Source organism: Pseudomonas sp. TE21435 (genome assembly GCF_056279265.1).
Genome location: NZ_JBWBQZ010000001.1, coordinates 3,694,326 through 3,713,184 on the forward strand (window position 1 = coordinate 3,694,326; position 18,859 = coordinate 3,713,184).

At 63.3% G+C, this 18,859-nt stretch carries 16 protein-coding genes; 10 read left to right on the forward strand and 6 right to left on the reverse strand.

Annotation, left to right across the window (positions count from 1 at the left end):
- Position 1 precedes the first annotated feature (1 nt).
- Positions 2–820 carry an RHS repeat-associated core domain-containing protein gene (locus ACZ9C1_RS16655; RefSeq protein ID WP_476254177.1) on the reverse strand — a complete coding sequence of 273 codons (819 nt, stop codon included), beginning with the start codon at positions 818–820 and terminating at the stop codon, positions 2–4.
- Positions 821–1,085: 265 nt separating this feature from the next.
- A complete protein-coding gene (locus tag ACZ9C1_RS16660) occupies positions 1,086–1,523 on the reverse strand; it encodes a hypothetical protein (RefSeq protein ID WP_102681751.1) in 438 nt (145 codons plus the stop codon).
- Between ACZ9C1_RS16660 and trmL the strand changes: the two genes are divergently transcribed.
- A complete protein-coding gene (gene trmL / locus ACZ9C1_RS16665; RefSeq protein ID WP_031314454.1) occupies positions 1,522–1,983 on the forward strand; it encodes a tRNA (uridine(34)/cytosine(34)/5-carboxymethylaminomethyluridine(34)-2'-O)-methyltransferase TrmL in 462 nt (153 codons plus the stop codon). The genes ACZ9C1_RS16660 and trmL overlap by 2 nt on opposite strands.
- An 84-nt stretch (positions 1,984–2,067) precedes the next feature.
- Here trmL and secB read toward each other — a convergent pair whose 3' ends face one another.
- Genes secB through ACZ9C1_RS16680 form a run of 3 tightly spaced genes read right to left on the reverse strand, consistent with a single transcriptional unit; the run spans position 2,068 to position 3,262 of the window.
- Entirely contained in the window at positions 2,068–2,553 is a 486-nt protein-coding gene (secB, locus tag ACZ9C1_RS16670; protein ID WP_102681752.1) for a protein-export chaperone SecB, read from the reverse strand.
- A 39-nt stretch (positions 2,554–2,592) separates the two neighbouring features.
- Positions 2,593–2,847, reverse strand: a complete 255-nt coding sequence (gene grxC, locus ACZ9C1_RS16675) for a glutaredoxin 3 (protein WP_003249204.1) — start codon at positions 2,845–2,847, stop codon at positions 2,593–2,595.
- A gap of 1 nt (position 2,848) precedes the next feature.
- Entirely contained in the window at positions 2,849–3,262 is a 414-nt protein-coding gene (locus ACZ9C1_RS16680) for a rhodanese-like domain-containing protein (protein ID WP_023628822.1), read from the reverse strand.
- Positions 3,263–3,467: 205 nt separating this feature from the next.
- On the opposite strand from ACZ9C1_RS16680, the gene gpmI reads away from it, so the two are divergent.
- From gpmI to ACZ9C1_RS16705, 5 genes are all read left to right on the forward strand, one after another.
- Complete coding sequence (gpmI, locus tag ACZ9C1_RS16685; RefSeq protein WP_277502228.1) at positions 3,468–5,003, forward strand: 2,3-bisphosphoglycerate-independent phosphoglycerate mutase; 1,536 nt, start codon at positions 3,468–3,470, stop codon at positions 5,001–5,003.
- Between the two features lie 232 nt (positions 5,004–5,235).
- Entirely contained in the window at positions 5,236–6,537 is a 1,302-nt protein-coding gene (locus tag ACZ9C1_RS16690) for a murein hydrolase activator EnvC family protein (protein ID WP_476254178.1), read from the forward strand.
- A gap of 87 nt (positions 6,538–6,624) precedes the next feature.
- Complete coding sequence (locus ACZ9C1_RS16695; protein ID WP_476254179.1) at positions 6,625–7,953, forward strand: S41 family peptidase; 1,329 nt, start codon at positions 6,625–6,627, stop codon at positions 7,951–7,953.
- Positions 7,954–7,961: 8 nt separating this feature from the next.
- The gene (locus tag ACZ9C1_RS16700) at positions 7,962–8,729 is read left to right on the forward strand and encodes a divergent polysaccharide deacetylase family protein (RefSeq protein WP_139674108.1); all 768 of its coding nucleotides are present in this window, start codon (positions 7,962–7,964) and stop codon (positions 8,727–8,729) included.
- A 157-nt stretch (positions 8,730–8,886) separates the two neighbouring features.
- Positions 8,887–10,371: a trypsin-like serine peptidase gene (locus ACZ9C1_RS16705; protein WP_277502229.1), complete on the forward strand. Its 1,485-nt coding sequence runs from the start codon at positions 8,887–8,889 to the stop codon at positions 10,369–10,371.
- Between the two features lie 54 nt (positions 10,372–10,425).
- Here the strand turns inward: ACZ9C1_RS16705 and ACZ9C1_RS16710 are convergent, their stop codons facing one another.
- The gene (locus tag ACZ9C1_RS16710; RefSeq protein ID WP_102681758.1) at positions 10,426–12,429 is read right to left on the reverse strand and encodes a BCCT family transporter; all 2,004 of its coding nucleotides are present in this window, start codon (positions 12,427–12,429) and stop codon (positions 10,426–10,428) included.
- Between the two features lie 479 nt (positions 12,430–12,908).
- Between ACZ9C1_RS16710 and betI the strand changes: the two genes are divergently transcribed.
- The 4 genes from betI (at position 12,909) to ACZ9C1_RS16730 (ending at position 18,856) form a co-directional block, all read left to right on the forward strand.
- Positions 12,909–13,565 (forward strand): transcriptional regulator BetI, encoded by a 657-nt coding sequence (gene betI, locus ACZ9C1_RS16715; RefSeq protein ID WP_277502230.1) that lies wholly within the window; start codon positions 12,909–12,911, stop codon positions 13,563–13,565.
- A 38-nt stretch (positions 13,566–13,603) separates the two neighbouring features.
- Positions 13,604–15,076 carry a betaine-aldehyde dehydrogenase gene (gene betB / locus ACZ9C1_RS16720; protein ID WP_046853877.1) on the forward strand — a complete coding sequence of 491 codons (1,473 nt, stop codon included), beginning with the start codon at positions 13,604–13,606 and terminating at the stop codon, positions 15,074–15,076.
- A gap of 75 nt (positions 15,077–15,151) precedes the next feature.
- On the forward strand, positions 15,152–16,849 hold the full coding sequence (gene betA / locus ACZ9C1_RS16725) for a choline dehydrogenase (protein ID WP_102681761.1): 1,698 nt from the start codon (positions 15,152–15,154) through the stop codon (positions 16,847–16,849).
- A gap of 264 nt (positions 16,850–17,113) precedes the next feature.
- Complete coding sequence (locus ACZ9C1_RS16730; protein ID WP_198754696.1) at positions 17,114–18,856, forward strand: potassium/proton antiporter; 1,743 nt, start codon at positions 17,114–17,116, stop codon at positions 18,854–18,856.
- Positions 18,857–18,859: the final 3 nt, after the last annotated feature.

Here is an 18,859-nt window from a genome sequence, read left to right on the forward strand (position 1 = left end):
CTTACTTCATGTCCCTTAATTCACCAGCGGCCGTAAGAACGTCATTGTGTGCCTGCTGTATCACTACCTCGGACAGATTCGAGGCCGTGCCGGCGTTGATTGACTCCCTCACTTGCCCGAACAACGCAGGAATTTTCTGTTCCTGTTTCACGCTACTCAGCGTCAGATAGTGCAAGGGATCCTGCGCCTGCCTTGCCTCACGATACTGGGCAGCTTTCTTCGCTCCCCAGAGCGCAAAACCCGCCCATGCCGCCACACTGCCCACAACAGGGTTCACCGCCACACCCGCCAACTGAAGCGCATTAGTGGCAAACGAAAGCCCTCCCAAAGCGACCTGACCACTATCGACGGTGAGCCGTGTCAGGCTAGGGGCCACCTCATTCAGTACACGATGATCGGTAGAATGCGCCTTTTTCGCCTGCACCTCCCCCCTATTCAGGAGACTTTTGTGCAGATCCCTTGCTCCATCCTGGAAGACGAGGCCCGAGAAGACGGCATCCCTCACCAACCCCCACCACCGCCCACCAGGATCACTCCGATTGACTGGATCACCAGCACAATAGCCATATGCGTTGAGCCCCCCTCTGCCGAATGGGCTGTGGCGATCCGGTGACAGGAAGCGCAATGCGGTTGGCGAATAGCAGCGGTAGCCGTTGCCCAGCTGATAGGTGCCCATAGGTCTTTCGCAGAGCTGCCCGCAGAAGCCGAGAGTCGGGCCTTCTGCAAATGCAGCGGCACCGTATGGCGTATACGCCCTGGAGTAGGAACTCCCCCCGAAAGATGATCGCTGGTGATCGAGCATCGGCAAGTGCAGGCTCATGAACAATCCCTCCACAGGAGCATGATTCATGAGCAGAACGTTAACCAATGCTGGCAGTGGCCGAAACTGGCAAAACTATCAGGCCCCAGCTGCACCGTTGCTGTGCCGCATGCACCAGCACAAGGCAGATTAGCCTTCAAAACCCTCGAAAAATGGCCGGAACACCGCATTTCAGGGCCTGCAAGACCTGGCACGCTCCCTGCTTTGTATCCAGTACCTCCAGTTTTGGGGACCTCGGTACAGGCAGGCCGGGATATCCCCTCTTTTATTCATGCAGCCTCACCTGCACCCGCCAACGTCCCGCCTCCTGCGCTCCGGCCCATTCGCCGCGAAGGGGGCGCGCAGCGACCAGCGTCAACAGCAAGCCTTCCTCGCTCTTCTGCAAACGCCAGCCCACCGGCTTGCCCTGCAACATCAACTGGCCCCGCGCGGCCTTGCCCTCGGCCTGGAACACCACGGCCACGGTACCCTCGACAGTCTCGCCATGCAGTTGCGGCTCTTCGTTGAACCACAGGTCCAGCCCGCCCTGCACCACCTCGACCTGCTCCAGCACCCGCTCCTCGGGCGCGGTCAGCCGGCCGATCATCAGGCCCACGAGCATGCCGAAGATCGCCAGCGACAGCAGCACCCGCGGCCAGGCCTTCGAACGCGGGTCGGGTTCGGGGGTAGAATGCTCGTCATCTTCACGCTTGGAGCCGTGCATGTTTCACGTCATCCTTTTTCAACCAGAAATTCCGCCGAATACCGGCAACATCATCCGCCTGTGCGCCAACAGCGGCTGCGCCCTGCACCTGATCGAGCCCATCAGCTTCGAACTGGACGACAAACGCCTGCGCCGCGCGGGGCTGGATTACCACGAGTATGCCACGCTACAGCGCCACCAAAGCCTGGCCGAATGCCTGGAAAGCCTGAATCAGCCTCGGCTGTTCGCGTTCACCACCAAAGGCTCGCACCCGTTCCATGAGGTCGAGTACCAGCCCGGTGACGCCTTCCTGTTCGGCCCCGAAAGCCGTGGCCTGCCGGCCGAGGTGCTGGACAGCCTGCCTGCCGAACAACGCCTGCGCCTGCCGATGCGGCCGGGGTGCCGGAGCTTGAACCTGTCCAATACCGTGGCCGTAACGGTGTACGAGGCGTGGCGCCAGCAGGGGTTTGCCGGAAGCTGATGTGCTCGCCGCTCGGGCCCTATCCCCAGCAAGAGACATGAAAAAGGCGACCTCGAAGGTCGCCTTTTTCTTTACCGGCAGAAATTACTGCACGGTCGGCACTTCACCGGCTTCCTGCATGCGCTGCATCTCTTGCGCGTACAGGGCGTCGAAGTTGACCGGCGACAGCATCAGCGCCGGGAACGAGCCACGGGTCACCAGGCTGTCCAGGGTCTCGCGGGCGTACGGGAACAGGATGTTCGGGCAGAACGCGCCGAGGGTGTGGCTCATCGAGGACGCGTCCAGGTTGGCGATCAGGAAGATACCAGCCTGTTGCACTTCGGCGATGAACGCCACTTCGTCACCGTTCTTGACGGTCACCGACAGGGTCAGCACCACTTCGTGGAAGTCGCCTTCCAGGGCTTTCTGACGGGTGTTCAGGTCCAGCGATACGCTCGGCTCCCACTGCTGGCGGAAGATCTGCGGGCTTTTCGGAGCCTCGAACGACAGATCGCGCACGTAGATGCGCTGCAGGGAGAATTGTGGTGCGGTTTCTTCAGCACCAGCGCCGTTGTTCTGTTGGTCAGTCATGGCAGATCCTTTTCCTAATGTTCTTGAATGCAGTGCGAATCAGGCCGCCAGCAGCGCGTCGAGCTTGCCCGCGCGCTCCAGGGCATAGAGGTCATCGCATCCACCGACATGCGTGCTGCCGATCCAGATCTGCGGCACCGAGGTACGGCCGGCCTTCTGGCTCATTTCGGCGCGAACCTGGGGTTTGCCGTCGACCTTGATCTCCTCGAACGCCACGCCCTTGCTCTCGAGCAGGTACTTGGCGCGCATGCAGTAGGGGCAGTAGTCGCTGGAATAGACGATGACGGGCTTCATATCACTTCACCAGGGGCAGGTTATCGGCTTTCCAGCTGGAAACGCCACCGCTGAGCTTGGCGGCGGTGTAACCAGCCTTGAGCAGTTCGCGGCACAGGGTACCGGACTGCTGGCCCATCGCGTCGACGACGATCAGGGTCTTGTCTTTGTGCTTTTCCAGCTCGGTCATGCGGCCGGCCACTTTGTCCTGCGGCATGCTCAGCGCGCCGACGATATGCCCGGCCGAGTATTCCTTGGCAGTGCGGATATCGATCACCACGGCCTTGTCGGCGTTGACCAGGGCAGTCAGCTGGCCGTTGCTCAGGCTCTGGCCGCCACGGCGGACTTCATTGACCAGCAGCAGGACCAGCAGGACGACGAAAATGGCCACCAGGATGAAGTGATCTGTCGCGAATTGAATCAGGTGAGCAACCATCAGGGGTGTTCCAGGCGATTGAAAATGGCGGCCAGTATACACAGCCCCCCATGACCGCCAAAGCCCACCGGGCTGGCGGCAAACGCGCCTCATGTTGCATGCCTGACCGCGCTGGTCGGGCAATGGGAGGAATATTCGCCGTCGCTGGCGGATTTGCCCTAAAATGCGTGTCTTTATCATCTTTGAACAACCGTGAGTTTGATTGATGACGAGTACGCCTAAACCTCTGGTCCTGATCATCCTGGATGGCTTCGGTCACAGCGAAAGCCCCGAATACAACGCCATCTTTGCTGCCAACACGCCGGTCTACGACCGCCTGCGCGCCACCCAGCCGCACGGTCTGATCTCCGGCTCCGGCATGGACGTGGGGCTGCCCGACGGGCAGATGGGCAACTCGGAAGTCGGTCACATGAACCTCGGCGCCGGCCGCGTGGTGTACCAGGACTTCACCCGGGTGACCAAGGCCATCCGTGACGGCGAGTTCTTCGAAAACCCGGTGCTCGTCGGTGCCGTGGAAAAAGCCGCCAGCGCCGGCAAGGCCGTGCATATCCTCGGCCTGCTCTCCGACGGCGGCGTGCACAGCCACCAGGACCACCTGATCGCCATGGCCGAACTGGCCGCGCAGCGTGGCGCCGAGAAGATCTACCTGCATGCCTTCCTAGATGGCCGCGACACGCCGCCGCGCAGCGCGCAGTCGTCCATCGAGCTGCTCGACGCCACCTTCGCCAAGCTCGGCAAGGGCCGCATCGCCAGCCTGATCGGCCGCTACTATGCGATGGACCGCGACAACCGCTGGGACCGCGTCAGCGCCGCCTACAACCTGATCGTCGACAGCGCCGCCGAATACACCGCAGCGACCGCCGTGGCCGGCCTTGAAGCCGCCTATGCCCGCGACGAGAGCGACGAGTTCGTCAAGGCCACGCGCATTGGCGAGGCGGTCAAGGTCGAAGACGGCGACGCGGTGATCTTCATGAACTTCCGTGCCGACCGCGCCCGCGAGCTGTCCCGCGTGTTCGTCGAGCCCGATTTCAACGAATTCCCGCGCGCGCGCCTGCCCAAGCTGGCGGCCTACATCGGCCTGACCCAGTACTCGGCGAAGATCCCGGCCCCCGCGGCTTTCGCCCCGGCCAGCCTGCACAACGTGCTCGGCGAGTACCTGGCGAAGAACGGCAAGACCCAGCTGCGCATCGCCGAAACCGAGAAGTACGCCCACGTCACGTTCTTCTTCTCGGGCGGGCGCGAAGAGCCGTTCGAAGGCGAAGAGCGCATCCTGATCCCGTCGCCGAAGGTCGCCACCTACGACCTGCAGCCGGAAATGAGCGCCCCTGAGGTCACCGACCGTATCGTCGAGGCCATCGAGCAGCAACGTTATGACGTGATCGTGGTCAACTACGCCAACGGCGACATGGTCGGCCACACCGGTGTGTTCGATGCCGCGGTCAAGGCCGTGGAGGCGCTGGACGGCTGCGTCGGCCGCATCGTCGAGGCGCTGGACAAGGTCGGCGGCGAAGCCCTGATCACCGCCGACCACGGCAACGTCGAGCAGATGGAAGACGAATGCACAGGCCAGGCGCACACCGCCCACACCACCGAGCCGGTGCCGTTCATCTACGTCGGCAAGCGCCACGTGAAAGTCCGTGACGGCGGTGTGCTGGCGGACGTGGCGCCGACCATGCTCGAGCTGCTGGGGCTGGAAAAACCAGCGGAGATGACCGGTACCTCGATCCTGATCGACGCTTGATCGGTGTACTGGGGTCGCTTTGCGGCCCTTTCGCTGGCAAGCCAGCTCCCACACGTTTGAGTCAGGCACTTACTCCTGTGGGAGCCGGCTTGCCGGCGAAAAGGGCTGCACAGCAGCCCCAATACACATGAATTCCAGACCAACGCCCCGCCGCACACGCCGCTGGGCGTTTTTTTTTGCACGCCTGCGCGGGCATACTAGGCCAGTCTCCATCCCTGGTACGCCCAACCCCATGCTCCGCGCCCTGTTCCTACTCGCCCTGTCATGTCTGCTTGCCCCGGCCTTCGCTGCCGATGAGCGCGCGCAGACCCAACAACAGCTGGACGCCACCCGCCAGGACATCGCCGAGCTGAAAAAGATGCTGGGCAAGCTCCAGGAGGAAAAGTCCGGCGTGCAGAAAGACCTCAAGGCCACCGAGACCGATATCGGCAACCTCGAAAAACAGGTGGAGGCACTGCAGCAAGAACTAAAAAAGACCGAGGGCGAGCTGGAGCGCCTTGACCACGAGAAAAAAAAACTCCAGAGCGCCCGCGTTGAACAACAACGCCTGATTGCCATCCAGGCCCGTTCCGCGTACCAGAACAATGGTCGCGAGGAATACCTCAAGCTGCTGCTGAACCAGCAGAATCCCGAGAAATTCGCCCGTACCCTCACCTATTACGACTATCTCAGCAAAGCGCGCATGGACCAGTTGCGCACCTTCAACGAGACCTTGCGCCAGTTGGCCAACGTCGAGCAGGACATCGCCGGCCACCAGCAACAGTTGCTGGCACAACGTGCCGAGCTCGACACTCAGCGCCAGGCCCTCGTCGCCGAACGCGACAAGCGCCAGCAGGTGCTGGCCAAGCTCAGCAGCGACATGAAGGAGCGCGACCAGAAACTGCAGAGCCGCGAGCAGGACCAGGCCGACCTGGGCAAGGTGCTCAAGACCATCGAGGAAACCCTCGTCCGCCAGGCGCGCGAGGCCGAGGAGGCCCGCCAACGCGCCCTGCTGGCCAAGCAGGAAGAAGAGCAGCGCCGGAAGGCGCAGGCCTTGGCCGCCGAGGCCCGCAGCCGGGAACCCGAGGAAATCCCGAAGAAGGCCCGGACAACCCTTGGCCCGGTGGTGTCCAGCGACACAGCCAGCTACGGCGGCGCATTTTCTTCCGCTCGGGGAAAACTTCCATGGCCGGTCAACGGTCGATTGCTGGCACGCTTCGGTGATACCCGCGGCGGTGACGCGCGGGCCAAGTGGGACGGGGTAATGATAAGCGCCAGTGCCGGGACCCAGGTGCGCGCCGTGCACGGCGGGCGGGTGGTGTTCGCCGACTGGTTGCGCGGTGCTGGACTTCTGGTCATTCTCGACCATGGCAATGGCTACCTAAGCTTGTACGGCCACAACCAGAGCCTGCTCAAGAACGCCGGCGACATCGTCAAGGCCGGCGAAGCCATCTCCACTGTCGGCGACAGTGGCGGCCAGGACAGCGCCGGCCTGTACTTCGCGATTCGCCAGCAGGGCCAGCCCACCGACCCCGCGCAATGGTGCCGAGGCTAGATAATGCTACTTTTACGGCGCCGCCCACGAAACGGCGGCGCCGATGCTCCCAGCAGGAGCACCAACAGGATCAGGAGTTCGTTCGACATGCTGCACTCGCCTCGCCTCACCCAGCTGGCCCTGACCATCGCCCTGGTCATCGGCGCGCCCTTGGCCATTGCCGCCGAACCGGCCAAGCCAGTGGCCAGGCAGGCCGCGGTGCCGGCCACCGAGGTGACCGCCAAGGCGCCGCTGCCGCTGGAGGAGCTGCGCACCTTCGCAGAGGTCATGGACCGCATCAAGGCGGCCTATGTCGAACCGGTCGACGACAAGACCCTGCTGGAAAACGCCATCAAAGGCATGCTCAGCAACCTCGACCCGCACTCGGCCTACCTTGGCCCCGAAGACTTCCAGGAGCTGCAGGAAAGCACCAGCGGCGAGTTCGGCGGCCTGGGGATAGAGGTCGGCATGGAGGACGGCTTCGTCAAGGTGGTCTCCCCCATCGACGACACTCCGGCCTCCCGCGCCGGCATCGAGGCCGGTGACCTGATCGTCAAGATCAATGGCGCGCCAACCCGCGGTCAGACCATGACCGAGGCCGTGGACAAGATGCGCGGCAAGATTGGCGAGAAAATCACCCTCACACTGGTGCGCGACGGCGGCACGCCGTTCGACGTGACGCTGGCCCGCGCGGTGATCCAGGTCAAGAGCGTCAAGAGCCAGCTGCTGGAGAACGACTACGGCTACATCCGCATCACCCAGTTCCAGGTCAAGACTGGCGAAGAGGTGGGCAAGGCCCTGGCCAAGCTGCGCAAGGACAACGGCAAGAAGCTGCGCGGCGTGGTTCTCGACCTGCGCAACAACCCCGGCGGCGTGCTGCAGTCGGCGGTGGAAGTGGCCGACCACTTCCTCACCAAAGGCCTGATCGTCTACACCAAGGGCCGCATCGCCAACTCCGAGCTGCGCTACTCCGCCGACCCGGCCGATGCCAGCGAAGGCGTGCCACTGGTGGTGTTGATCAACGGCGGCAGCGCCTCGGCCTCGGAGATCGTCGCCGGCGCCCTGCAGGACCAGAAGCGTGCCGTGCTGATGGGCACCGACAGCTTCGGCAAGGGCTCGGTACAGACCGTGCTGCCATTGGCCAACGACCGTGCGCTGAAGCTCACCACCGCGCTGTACTTCACCCCCAATGGCCGGTCGATCCAGGCCCAGGGCATCGTCCCGGACATCGAAGTGCGCCCGGCCAAGCTCACCGCCGAAGCCGACAACGACAACTTCAAGGAAGCCGACCTGCAAGGCCACCTGGGCAACGGCAACGGCGGCGCCGACCGACCGACCGGCAGCGCCAAGCGCAAGGATCGCCCGCAGGACAACGACTTCCAGCTCAGCCAGGCACTCAGCCTGCTCAAAGGTCTGAACATCACCAAGGGTGACTGAAGCCCCCCATGCGTTATCTGCTGTCCCTGCTGTTCTGCCTGCTGGCAGTCGTCGCGCACGCGGCGCCCGCCGGCAAGGCCTACATGAGCATCATCATCGACGACCTCGGCCAAAGCAGCGAGCGCGACAGCCGCACGCTCGCCCTGCCCGGCCCTGTGACCATGGCGATCATGCCCGACACCCCGCATGCCACCGACTTCGCCCGCCAGGCCCACAAGGCCGGACGCACGGTGATCCTGCACATGCCCATGGACCCGGCTGCCGGGCCTTACGCCTGGCACCCGGGCATCGCCATCGAAGAGCTGGCCCGGCGCCTGGATGCCGCCCTGGCCAAAGTGCCCTACGCCGCCGGCATCAACAACCACATGGGTAGCCGCATGACCGCCCAGCGCGAGCCCATGACCTGGTTGATGGGTGAGCTGCAACGCCGCCATCTGTTCTTCGTCGACAGCCGCACCAGTGCGGCGACGGTGGCGGCGGCAGAGGCGCAGGCTACCGGCCTGGCCCATGTCTCCCGGGATGTGTTCCTTGATGACGTGCGCACCGTCGAGGCAATCAACACGCAGCTGCAGCAAGGTATTGCCCTGGCCCGCCGACAGGGCTCGGCGGTACTGATCGGCCATCCCTACCCGCAGACCCTGGAGGTACTGCAAAGGGAAATACCCCAGCTGACGCGACAGGGCATAGAGCTGATCGGTTTGCACCAGATGATTGGCGAACGTGGCAACCAGGCCATGCCCGCCCATGGCCGGCAGGGCCGCTACAGTAATCGCTGAAACCGTCAGGTCCTGGGCGTGCTTGTGCTGGCAAGCATGCGCTCAACTTCCTGGGTAACTGGAGCGAAAGGCAGTTCGCGCCAGGCTAACTTAAGTACCGCTTTCTCCTGTTCGCGACCGGCCAAATTAGAGCCGGCAATTCGACAAGGAGAATTCAATGCCCATACTCCCCCTCCATTGGCCTGCCGTGCTCATGGCCGGTCTTTCCCTCCAGGCGCTCGCCAGCCAGCCCGTTATCCCATCGACCACACCCGAGACGCTCAATAACGCCCAAGGCGAGAATGCGCGCTGGAGCGGAATCGGGCGGCTGTCCTTGCCCGATAGCACGCAGTGCATCGGTACGCTTGTCGACAGCCGTGATCCTTCGACGCCGTCGAGCGGTCCGGCATATGTCATCACCAGCGGACACTGTGTCGACCAACGTAACGGCACTATCGTCCAGGACAAGGCACTGGACGGCTCGATCAGCTTCAACTACTTCGTGGACACCGCTGCAAAGCGCAAGACCTTTCCATTCAAGCGCATTGTCTGGAGCAGCATGCAAGGTAGCGACCTGGCCCTGATCGAACTCGACGCCCGCCTGCAGCAGGTCATGGCCGAGGGCATCCAGCCTCTACGTCTCGGCCCAAGCCCGGCAACAGGCAGCCACGTGCAGGTGATCGGCGAACCCAGTCGTCCCGACCAAGGGCTACGCCTGAGTAGCTGCACGGAACAGGCCGTCGAGGTTGTCATCGAGTATCCCTGGGTATGGCGCAATGCCCGGAGCAATGACTGCCCAGGCATGCACGAGGGTGCCTCGGGCAGCCCAGTGATCGACAGCAGCAATGGCCAGGTTGTCAGCGTAGTGAACAGTGGCCGCCAGAATAGATCAGACAGCCTACCGTGCAGCCTGCACAACCCCTGCGCTGACCATCAGGACGATCAGCTGGGTAATGGGCCCGTCAATTTCGCCATGCCGGTGGAGCGAGTAAAGGCATGCTTTCGCGCAGGACAGGTCGATCTGGAACAGCAAAACTGCGACCTGCTGCCCGGGTTCGAACTCAAGCAGGACAAGCCCGGGAGCCGTTGGCGCAGGCTAGCGACGAACGATGACGGGACTACGCTTTCCCCCACATGGGGCGTGGGCTTCACCATCGACACTCGCTACTACCGCTACAAGCCGACGCAGGATGCGCGGGCCTGTGAAGATCCTGTGAATTATAGTGGCGCAGTCCTATCAGGAAGCAATCGGATCGATGACCCGATCGGCACCGCACCAGGCAGGTACTTCCTATGCGTGATTGGCGTCGGGTCGCAACAGCAAAGGCCTTCACACGCATTGATGAACAACGCCTGGAGCCTGCCGATCGAAGTGCTTCCAGCGCAGGTGTCGCAGGTGAGTTACTCAAGCGAACGCACGACTGACGGGCATGTCAGGATCCAATGGCAGCACGACCAGCCCAATCTCAAACGCTACCTGATCAAGTTCGGCCCGATCGAGAAATTGGACTGCAATCTGCCAATGCGTTATCGACCACTGATGTTTGACAGCCACATCATTCTGAAATCACAACTGCCCCTCAAGTTGTGCGGCATTGCCGTTGATGTGGACGGCAAGAAATCGACACCACGCAGCGACATCCTGAACGCACTCGACGACTGAAACGACGAGGGCCCCGGTCTTTCGATCGGGGCCCTCGTTCATGCGCGGTCCGGATTAGCTGTACACACGCCCCAGCAGTTGGCGGTGGCTTTCGAACTGATCCAGCACGTCACGCACGATCTGCTCACGGGTGAAGCCCATCAGGTCGTACTCCTGGCTGCCGTCGTGCAGGTAGACCTCGGCGCGGTAGAAGCGCTGCTGCACTTCCGGCTCCCCTTCGACCGGCGCCTCGCTCGGCGCGGCCAGGTAGCCATCCAGGCTGGCTTCGTAGACGAAGGGATTACCCTCTTCCATCATCACTCGCAGGCCCATCATGTTGCGCGACTGACCTACCCGGGTCTCGACCTCGAAGCCCAGGGTACGCAGCTGCTCGGCGGCCTCTTTCAGCGCTGGACTGACCTGCTTGTCCATGAACCGCTGCACCACGGCCTGAGTCGGCTGCAGGTCCAGCTGACTGAGGCGCTCGCTGAAACCGCGACGGCCACGGGCGGCCAGTTCGGCGCGCTCGCTCTCGACCGCGACGTCCTGCTTCATGGCCTTCATCAGGCCGAACATGAACAGCACCAGGACCACCGAGAACGGCAGGCCGGCCAGTACCACCATGGTTTGCATGGCTTCGAAGTTACCGGCGAACAGCAAGCCGATGGTCACCAGGGTGATCACCACCGACCAGAACACCACCATCCAGTGCGGGGCGTCTTCGTCGACCTTGCCGCCTTTGCACGACAGGTTGGCCATCATCACCGCGCCGGAGTCAGCCGGAGTGAGGAACAGCACGAAGCCGACGAACACCGCCACACCGATGACGATCTTCGCCGCCGGGAAGTACTCGAGCAGCTGGTAGATCGACATCGACGGCTGTTCCAGCGCGGTCTTGCCCAGTTCCACGGCGCCCTGGTTGATCACCAGGTCCAGCGCAGTGTTGCCGAAGATCGACAGCCACGCCAGGGTGAAGCCCAACGGGATCAGCAGCACGCCGCTGACCAGCTGGCGCACGGTCCTGCCTTTGGAGATACGGGCGATGAACATGCCGACGAACGGGCCCCAGGAGATCCACCAGGCCCAGTAGAACACGGTCCACAGGCCCAGCCAGCGCTCGGACTTGTCGTTGTCGCCTTCATAGACATAGAGGTCGAAGGTCTTCAGCACGACACCGTTGAGGTAGTCGCCGACGTTCTGCACGAAGCCGTTTAGCAGGTGCAGGGTATTGCCGGCCAGCAGCACGAAGATCAACAGGCCGCTGAACAGCAGGATGTTCAGGTTGGACAGGCGGCGGATGCCGTTCTCCACGCCCGACACCGCGGCCACGGTGGCCACGCCGGCCATGACCAGGATCACCACCAGCAGGTTGGTCTTGCTGTGGTCCATGCCAAACAGGTATTCCAGGCCCGAGGCCACCTGCATCGAGCCGATGCCCAGATTGGTCACCAGGCCCAGCAAGGTGACGAACATGCCGAAGATGTCCACGGCATGGCCCGCGCCACCCTTGACCCAACGCTCACCGACCAGCGGGTAGAGCGCCGAGCGCAGTGCCAGCGGCTGGTTGTGACGGTAGGCGAAGTAACCCACGGCCAGGCCGACCAGGGCGTAGATCGCCCAGCCGTGCAGGCCCCAGTGCAGGAAGGTCAGTTGCAGGCCCTGGCGCGCGGCCTCGAGGCTGGCAGGCGTACCTTCCGGTGGGTTGAAGTAGTGGTCCAGTGGCTCGGAAGCGCCGAAGTACAGCAGCGAGATACCGATACCGGAGGAGAACAGCATGCCGGCCCAGGCGCCGTAGCTGAAGTCCGGGGTGTCGTCCTTGCCGCCCAGCTTGAGCTTGCCGAAGTCGGAAAATGCCAGGTAGACGACGAACAGCAGGTAACCGCAGATTACCAGCATGTAGTACCAGCCAAAGGTGCGCGTCAGCCACTTCTGGGCGACGCCAAGCACCTGGCCGGCGATATCGGGTACAGCGATCAGCAAGGCAGTCAGAACAAGGATCATCAGCGCCGAGGTGAAAAACACCACGTGGTTGACCCGTACCCGCTCGGCGGGGGGCTTTGTCAGGGAAGCAGAACTCATTGCACGAATGCTCCGGGCAGTGCGGCAGTGGAGGCTAAACAGTTATGTCCCACGCAATTGGTGCAATAGCCCTACTGCGCAAGGTGTTATAAAAGGCACCCTGGAAACCGTGATCCCGAATCGAAACGTTGCAAAAAACCAGACCGGTCGCCTGTCGCTTCTTGCGCACGCCATCGCTGGGTGCGCGCATTAGCCACAGACACCTGGCCCGCTCCAAAGGGCCGGCCGCGCGGCCTGTGGCCACTCGGCAGAATCTGTCTTTCGCATCGCTCATGCCCGTCAACGCCTTGTATTCCGGGGGTTACGCGATTTCCTGGGGTGTCGATTCGTGCCCCTGTGACCGTCCCAAAAACTGTCAATGGCACAAATTGTCGCAGAGCTTATTCTTTATTGATTGAACGTTCAATCAAAACAAAATAGACTGGCCTTCGCCGAGGTAGCCGCTTGTCGTCTGCCCGCAGGCCTGAGGAGATAGCAAGATGCCCAAGGTCGGTATGCAACCCATCCGCCGCCAGCAGTTGATCGAAGCCACCTTGCAGGCGGTCGATCAGGTCGGACTGGGAGATGCCAGCATTGCGCTGATTGCCCGTTTGGCCGGCGTGTCGAACGGCATCATCAGTCACTACTTTCAGGACAAGAACGGCCTGATCGCAGCGACGATGCGCTACATCATGAGCATGCTCAACGAGGGTGTGATCGCGCGTCGTCAGGCCCTCACGGACGACAGCCCGCGTGCCCACCTGAAGGTGATCATCGAAGGCAACTTCGATGCGAGCCAGGTGAATGGCCCGGCAATGAAAACCTGGCTGGCCTTCTGGGCCTCCAGCATGCACCAGCCGTCTTTGCACAGGTTGCAGCGGATCAACGACCACCGCCTGTACTCCAACCTGTGCTGCCAGTTCCGCCGTGTCCTGCCGCTCTACCATGCGCGCAAGGCCGCCCGCGGGCTGGCGGCCCTGATCGACGGCCTGTGGTTGCGTGGCGCCCTCTCGGGTGACGCATTCGACACCGAGCAGGCAATACGCATCGCTTACGAATACATGGATCTACAACTGGCTAAACAGCAGTCCCTGGATACAAACAACCAGGCCTCTGAACAGCCGCGCGCAGCGACCAGCCAACCGGCAGGAGCGTGACGCGGCAGCCAACCACACACTGCACTTGCGAGGACACTATGGCCCGTTTCGGAACGCAAAAACTCTACATCGATGGCGCTTACGTAGACGCTGGCAGCGATGCCACCTTCGAAGCCATCAACCCGGCTACCGGCGAAGTCCTCGCCCACGTGCAGCGCGCAACTCAAGCTGACGTCGAGAAGGCCGTCGAAAGCGCCGAGCGTGGCCAGAAAGTCTGGGCCGCCATGACCGCCATGCAGCGTTCGCGCATCCTGCGCCGCGCCGTCGACATCCTGCGCGAGCGCAACGACGAGCTGGCCATGCTGGAAACCCTGGACACCGGCAAGTCGTACTCCGAGACTCGCTACGTCGACATCGTCACCGGCGCCGACGTGCTGGAATACTACGCAGGCCTGGTGCCGGCCATCGAAGGCGAGCAGATTCCGCTGCGCGAATCGTCCTTCGTCTACACCCGCCGCGAGCCGCTGGGCGTGACCGTTGGTATCGGCGCCTGGAACTACCCGATCCAGATCGCCCTGTGGAAATCCGCCCCGGCCCTGGCCGCCGGCAACGCGATGATCTTCAAGCCGTCGGAAGTCACCTCGCTGACCACCCTGAAACTGGCCGAGATCTTCACCGAAGCCGGCCTGCCGAACGGCGTGTTCAACGTGCTGACCGGCAGCGGTCGCGAAGTCGGCACCTGGCTGACCGAGCACCCGCGCATCGAGAAGGTCTCCTTCACCGGCGGCACCACCACCGGCAAGAAAGTCATGGCCAGCGCCTCGAGCTCGTCGCTCAAGGAAGTCACCATGGAACTGGGCGGCAAGTCGCCGCTGATCATCTGCGACGACGCCGACCTGGACAAGGCCGCCGACATCGCCATGATGGCCAACTTCTACAGCTCCGGTCAGGTCTGCACCAACGGCACCCGCGTGTTCATCCCTGCCGCGATGAAAGCCGCCTTCGAAGCCAAGATCGCCGAGCGCGTCGCCCGCATCCGTGCCGGCAACCCGGAAGACGAGAACACCAACTTCGGCCCGCTGGTCAGCTTCCAGCACATGGAAAGCGTGCTGTCCTACATCGCCAAGGGTAAAGAAGAAGGCGCCCGCGTCCTGTGCGGCGGTGAGCGTCTGCTGGACGGCGACTTCGCCAAGGGCGCGTTCGTCGCCCCGACCGTGTTCACCGACTGCACCGACGACATGACCATCGTCAAGGAAGAGATCTTCGGCCCGGTGATGAGCATCCTCAGCTACGAGACCGAGGAAGAAGTCATCCGTCGCGCCAACGACACCGAATACGGCCTGGCCGCAGGTGTCTGCACCAACGACATCAGCCGCGCCCACCGCATCATCCACAAGCTCGAAGCCGGTATCTGCTGGATCAACGCCTGGGGCGAGTCGCCGGCCGAAATGCCGGTTGGCGGTTACAAGCAGTCGGGCGTCGGCCGTGAAAACGGTGTCAGCTCGCTGGCTCAATACACTCGCATCAAGTCGGTTCAGGTCGAGCTGGGCGGCTACAACTCGGTTTTCTAAACCTGGTTCCGCCACGCCCGCGCCCTTGAGCGCGGGCGTTTCCGCTCCCTGACAACTGCCAACGAGGGTACTTCAATGTCCCAAGAATTCGATTACATCATCGTCGGTGCCGGCTCCGCCGGTAACACCCTGGCCACCCGCCTGACCGAAGACGCCAGCGTCACCGTGCTGCTGCTGGAAGCCGGTGGCCCCGACTACCGCTTCGACTTCCGCACCCAGATGCCGGCCGCCCTGGCCTTCCCGCTGCAAGGTCGCCGCTACAACTGGGCCTACGAGACCGACCCGGAGCCGCACATGGACGGTCGCCGCATGGAATGTGGCCGCGGCAAGGGCCTGGGCGGTTCGTCGCTGATCAACGGCATGTGCTACATCCGCGGCAACGCCATGGACTTCGACGGCTGGGCTGAACTGCCAGGCCTCGAGGACTGGACCTACCTGGACTGCCTGCCGTACTTCCGTAAGGCCGAAACCCGCGACATCGGCCCGAACGACTACCACGGCGGCGAAGGCCCGGTCAGCGTGGCCACGCCGAAAGCCGGCAACAACCCGCTGTTCCACGCCATGGTCGAGGCCGGCGTGCAAGCCGGCTACCCGCGCACCGAAGACCTCAACGGCTACCAGCAGGAAGGCTTCGGCCCGATGGACCGTTCGGTCACCAAGAATGGTCGTCGTTCCAGCACCGCCCGTGGCTACCTGGACCAGGCCAAGAAGCGTCCGAACCTGACCATCGTCACCCACGCCCTGAGCGACCGCGTGCTGTTCGACAACAAGCGCGCTGTTGGCGTGACTTACCTGGTCGGTGACAGCGAAGAGCGCGTCGAAGCGCGCGCCCGCAAGGAAGTCATCGTTTCTTCCGGCGCCATCGCCTCGCCGCAACTGCTGCAGCGCTCCGGCGTCGGCCCGCGCGCCCTGCTGGAAAGCCTCGACATTCCAGTGGTCCACGACCTGCCGGGCGTCGGCGAGAACCTGCAGGACCACCTCGAGCTGTACCTGCAGTACGCCTGCACCCAGCCAGTGTCGCTGTACCCGTCGCTGCTGTGGTGGAACCAGCCGGCCATCGGTGCCGAGTGGCTGTTCAACGGCACCGGCATCGGCGCCAGCAACCAGTTCGAGGCCGGTGGTTTCATCCGCACCCGCCCTGAATTCAAGTGGCCGAACATCCAGTACCACTTCCTGCCGGTAGCGATTAACTACAACGGCTCGAACGGTGTGAAAGAGCACGGCTTCCAGGCACACATGGGCTCCATGCGCTCGCCAGCCCGTGGTCGCATCCAGGCCAAGTCGAAAGACCCGCGCCAGCACCCGAGCATCCTGTTCAACTACATGTCCACCGAGCAGGACTGGCAGGAATTCCGCGACGGCATCCGCCTTACCCGCGAAATCATGGCCCAGCCGGCGCTGGACCCGTACCGCGGCCGTGAGATCAGCCCGGGCGCCCACGTGCAGACCGATGAAGAGCTGGACAAATTCATCCGCGAGCACGCCGAAACCGCCTTCCACCCGTCCTGCTCGTGCAAGATGGGCACCGACGACATGGCCGTAGTCGATGGCGAGGGTCGCGTGCACGGCATGCAGGGCCTGCGCGTCGTCGATGCGTCGATCATGCCGCTGATCATCACCGGCAACCTCAACGCCACCACGATCATGATCGCCGAGAAGATCTCGGACAAGATCCGTGGCCGCAAGCCGCTGCCGCGCAGCACCGCCAAGTACTACGTGGCGGGCGATGCACCGGTGAAGGGCAAGCCGATGCGTGAAGTGAAGCAGGCCTGACCTGCTTGGCTTCATCGCCGGCAAGCCGGCTCCCACAGCTAGCACCCCGTACTCAAGGGCTGTGACGACCCTGTGGGAGCTGGCTTGCCAGCGACGAGGCCGTAACAGGCAACACAAGAAAAGGCACCTTTCGAGGTGCCTTTTCTACATCTGCAGAAACGCTTTACAGGCTGCCAATTCATCAGGTTAGAATCGATTGGCACGCGACCTGCTAGGTTCATAGTTGCACGTCCCTTTTCCCCCGCTGTCCCGGAGTACCTGCCTTTGGATGCAAGCACCATCAACAGCCTGTTCCTGATCGGCGCATTGCTGGTGGGTGCAAGTATCCTGGTCAGCTCGCTGTCATCGCGCCTGGGCATCCCCATCCTGGTCATCATCCTCGCGGTCGGCATGGTCGCTGGCGTGGACGGTGGCGGCATCATTTTCAACAACTACCCGACCGCCTACCTGGTGGGCAACCTGGCGCTCGCGGTCATCCTGCTCGACGGCGGCCTGCGCACCCGGGTGGCGAGCTTCCGCGTGGCGCTGTGGCCGGCGCTGTCGCTGGCCACGGTGGGCGTGTTGATCACCACTGGACTGACCGGCATGGTCGCCGCCTGGCTGTTCGACCTGAGCCTCATCCAGGGCCTGCTGATTGGCGCCATCGTCGGCTCCACGGACGCGGCGGCGGTGTTCTCGCTGCTCGGCGGCAAGGGCCTCAACGAACGAGTCACCGCCACCCTGGAGATCGAGTCGGGCAGCAACGACCCGATGGCGGTGTTCCTCACCGTGACCCTGATCGACATGATCGCCAGCGGCCAGACCGGCCTGCACTGGAGCCTGCTCACCCACCTGCTGCGCGAGTTCGGCATCGGCGGTCTGATAGGCCTGGGCGGCGGCTGGCTGATGCTGCAATTGGTCAACCGCATCAACCTGGCCAGCGGCCTGTACCCGATCCTGGTAGTGGCCGGCGGCCTGGTGGTGTTCTCCCTGACCAACGCCCTGCACGGCAGCGGTTTCCTCGCGGTTTACCTGTGCGGGCTGGTGCTGGGCAACAAGCCGATCCGCAGTCGCCACGGCATCCTGCACATGCTCGACGGCATGGCCTGGCTGGCCCAGATCGGCATGTTCCTGGTACTGGGCCTGCTGGTCACGCCCCACGACCTGCTGCCCATCGCCCTGCCCGCCCTGGGCCTGGCATTGTGGATGATCCTGGTCGCCCGGCCACTGTCGGTGGTCGCCGCACTGCTACCGTTCAAGGCCTTCCATGGCCGCGAGAAAGGCTTCATCAGCTGGGTCGGCCTGCGCGGCGCGGTGCCGATCATTCTGGCGGTGTTCCCGTTGATGGCCGGCCTGCCCCAGGCCCAGCTGTTCTTCAACCTGGCGTTTTTCATCGTGCTGGTGTCGCTGCTGGTGCAAGGCACCAGCCTGCCGTGGATGGCCAAGCTGCTGAAGGTCACGGTACCGCCGGACCCGGCGCCGATTTCGCGCTCCGCGCTCGAGGTACACGTCACCAGCGAATGGGAGCTGTTCGTCTACCGCCTGGGCGCCGAAAAATGGTGCATCGGCGCCGCCCTGCGCGAGCTGAAGATGCCCGAAGGCACGCGGATCGCCGCCTTGTTCCGCGGCGAGCAGCTGCTGCACCCGTCGGGCAGCACCGTGCTGGAGGTCGGCGACATGCTCTGCGTGATCGGCCACGAACATAACCTGCCGGCGCTGGGCAAGCTGTTCAGCCAGGCGCCGCAACGCGGCCTCGACCTGCGCTTCTTCGGCGATTTCGTGCTCGAAGGCGATGCCGAGCTGGGTGCGGTGGCGGCGCTTTACGGCCTGAAACTCGATGGCCTGGACGCGAAGATGCCGCTGGCGCAGTTCATCCGACAGAAGGTCGGAGGCGCTCCAGTAGTAGGCGACCAGATCGAATGGCACGGCACGATCTGGACCGTCGCGGTCATGGACGGGAACAAGATCCAGAAAGTGGGCGTCAGATTCCCCGAAGGTACCCGCCCCGGCCCCGGGCTGTTCCTCTAAACT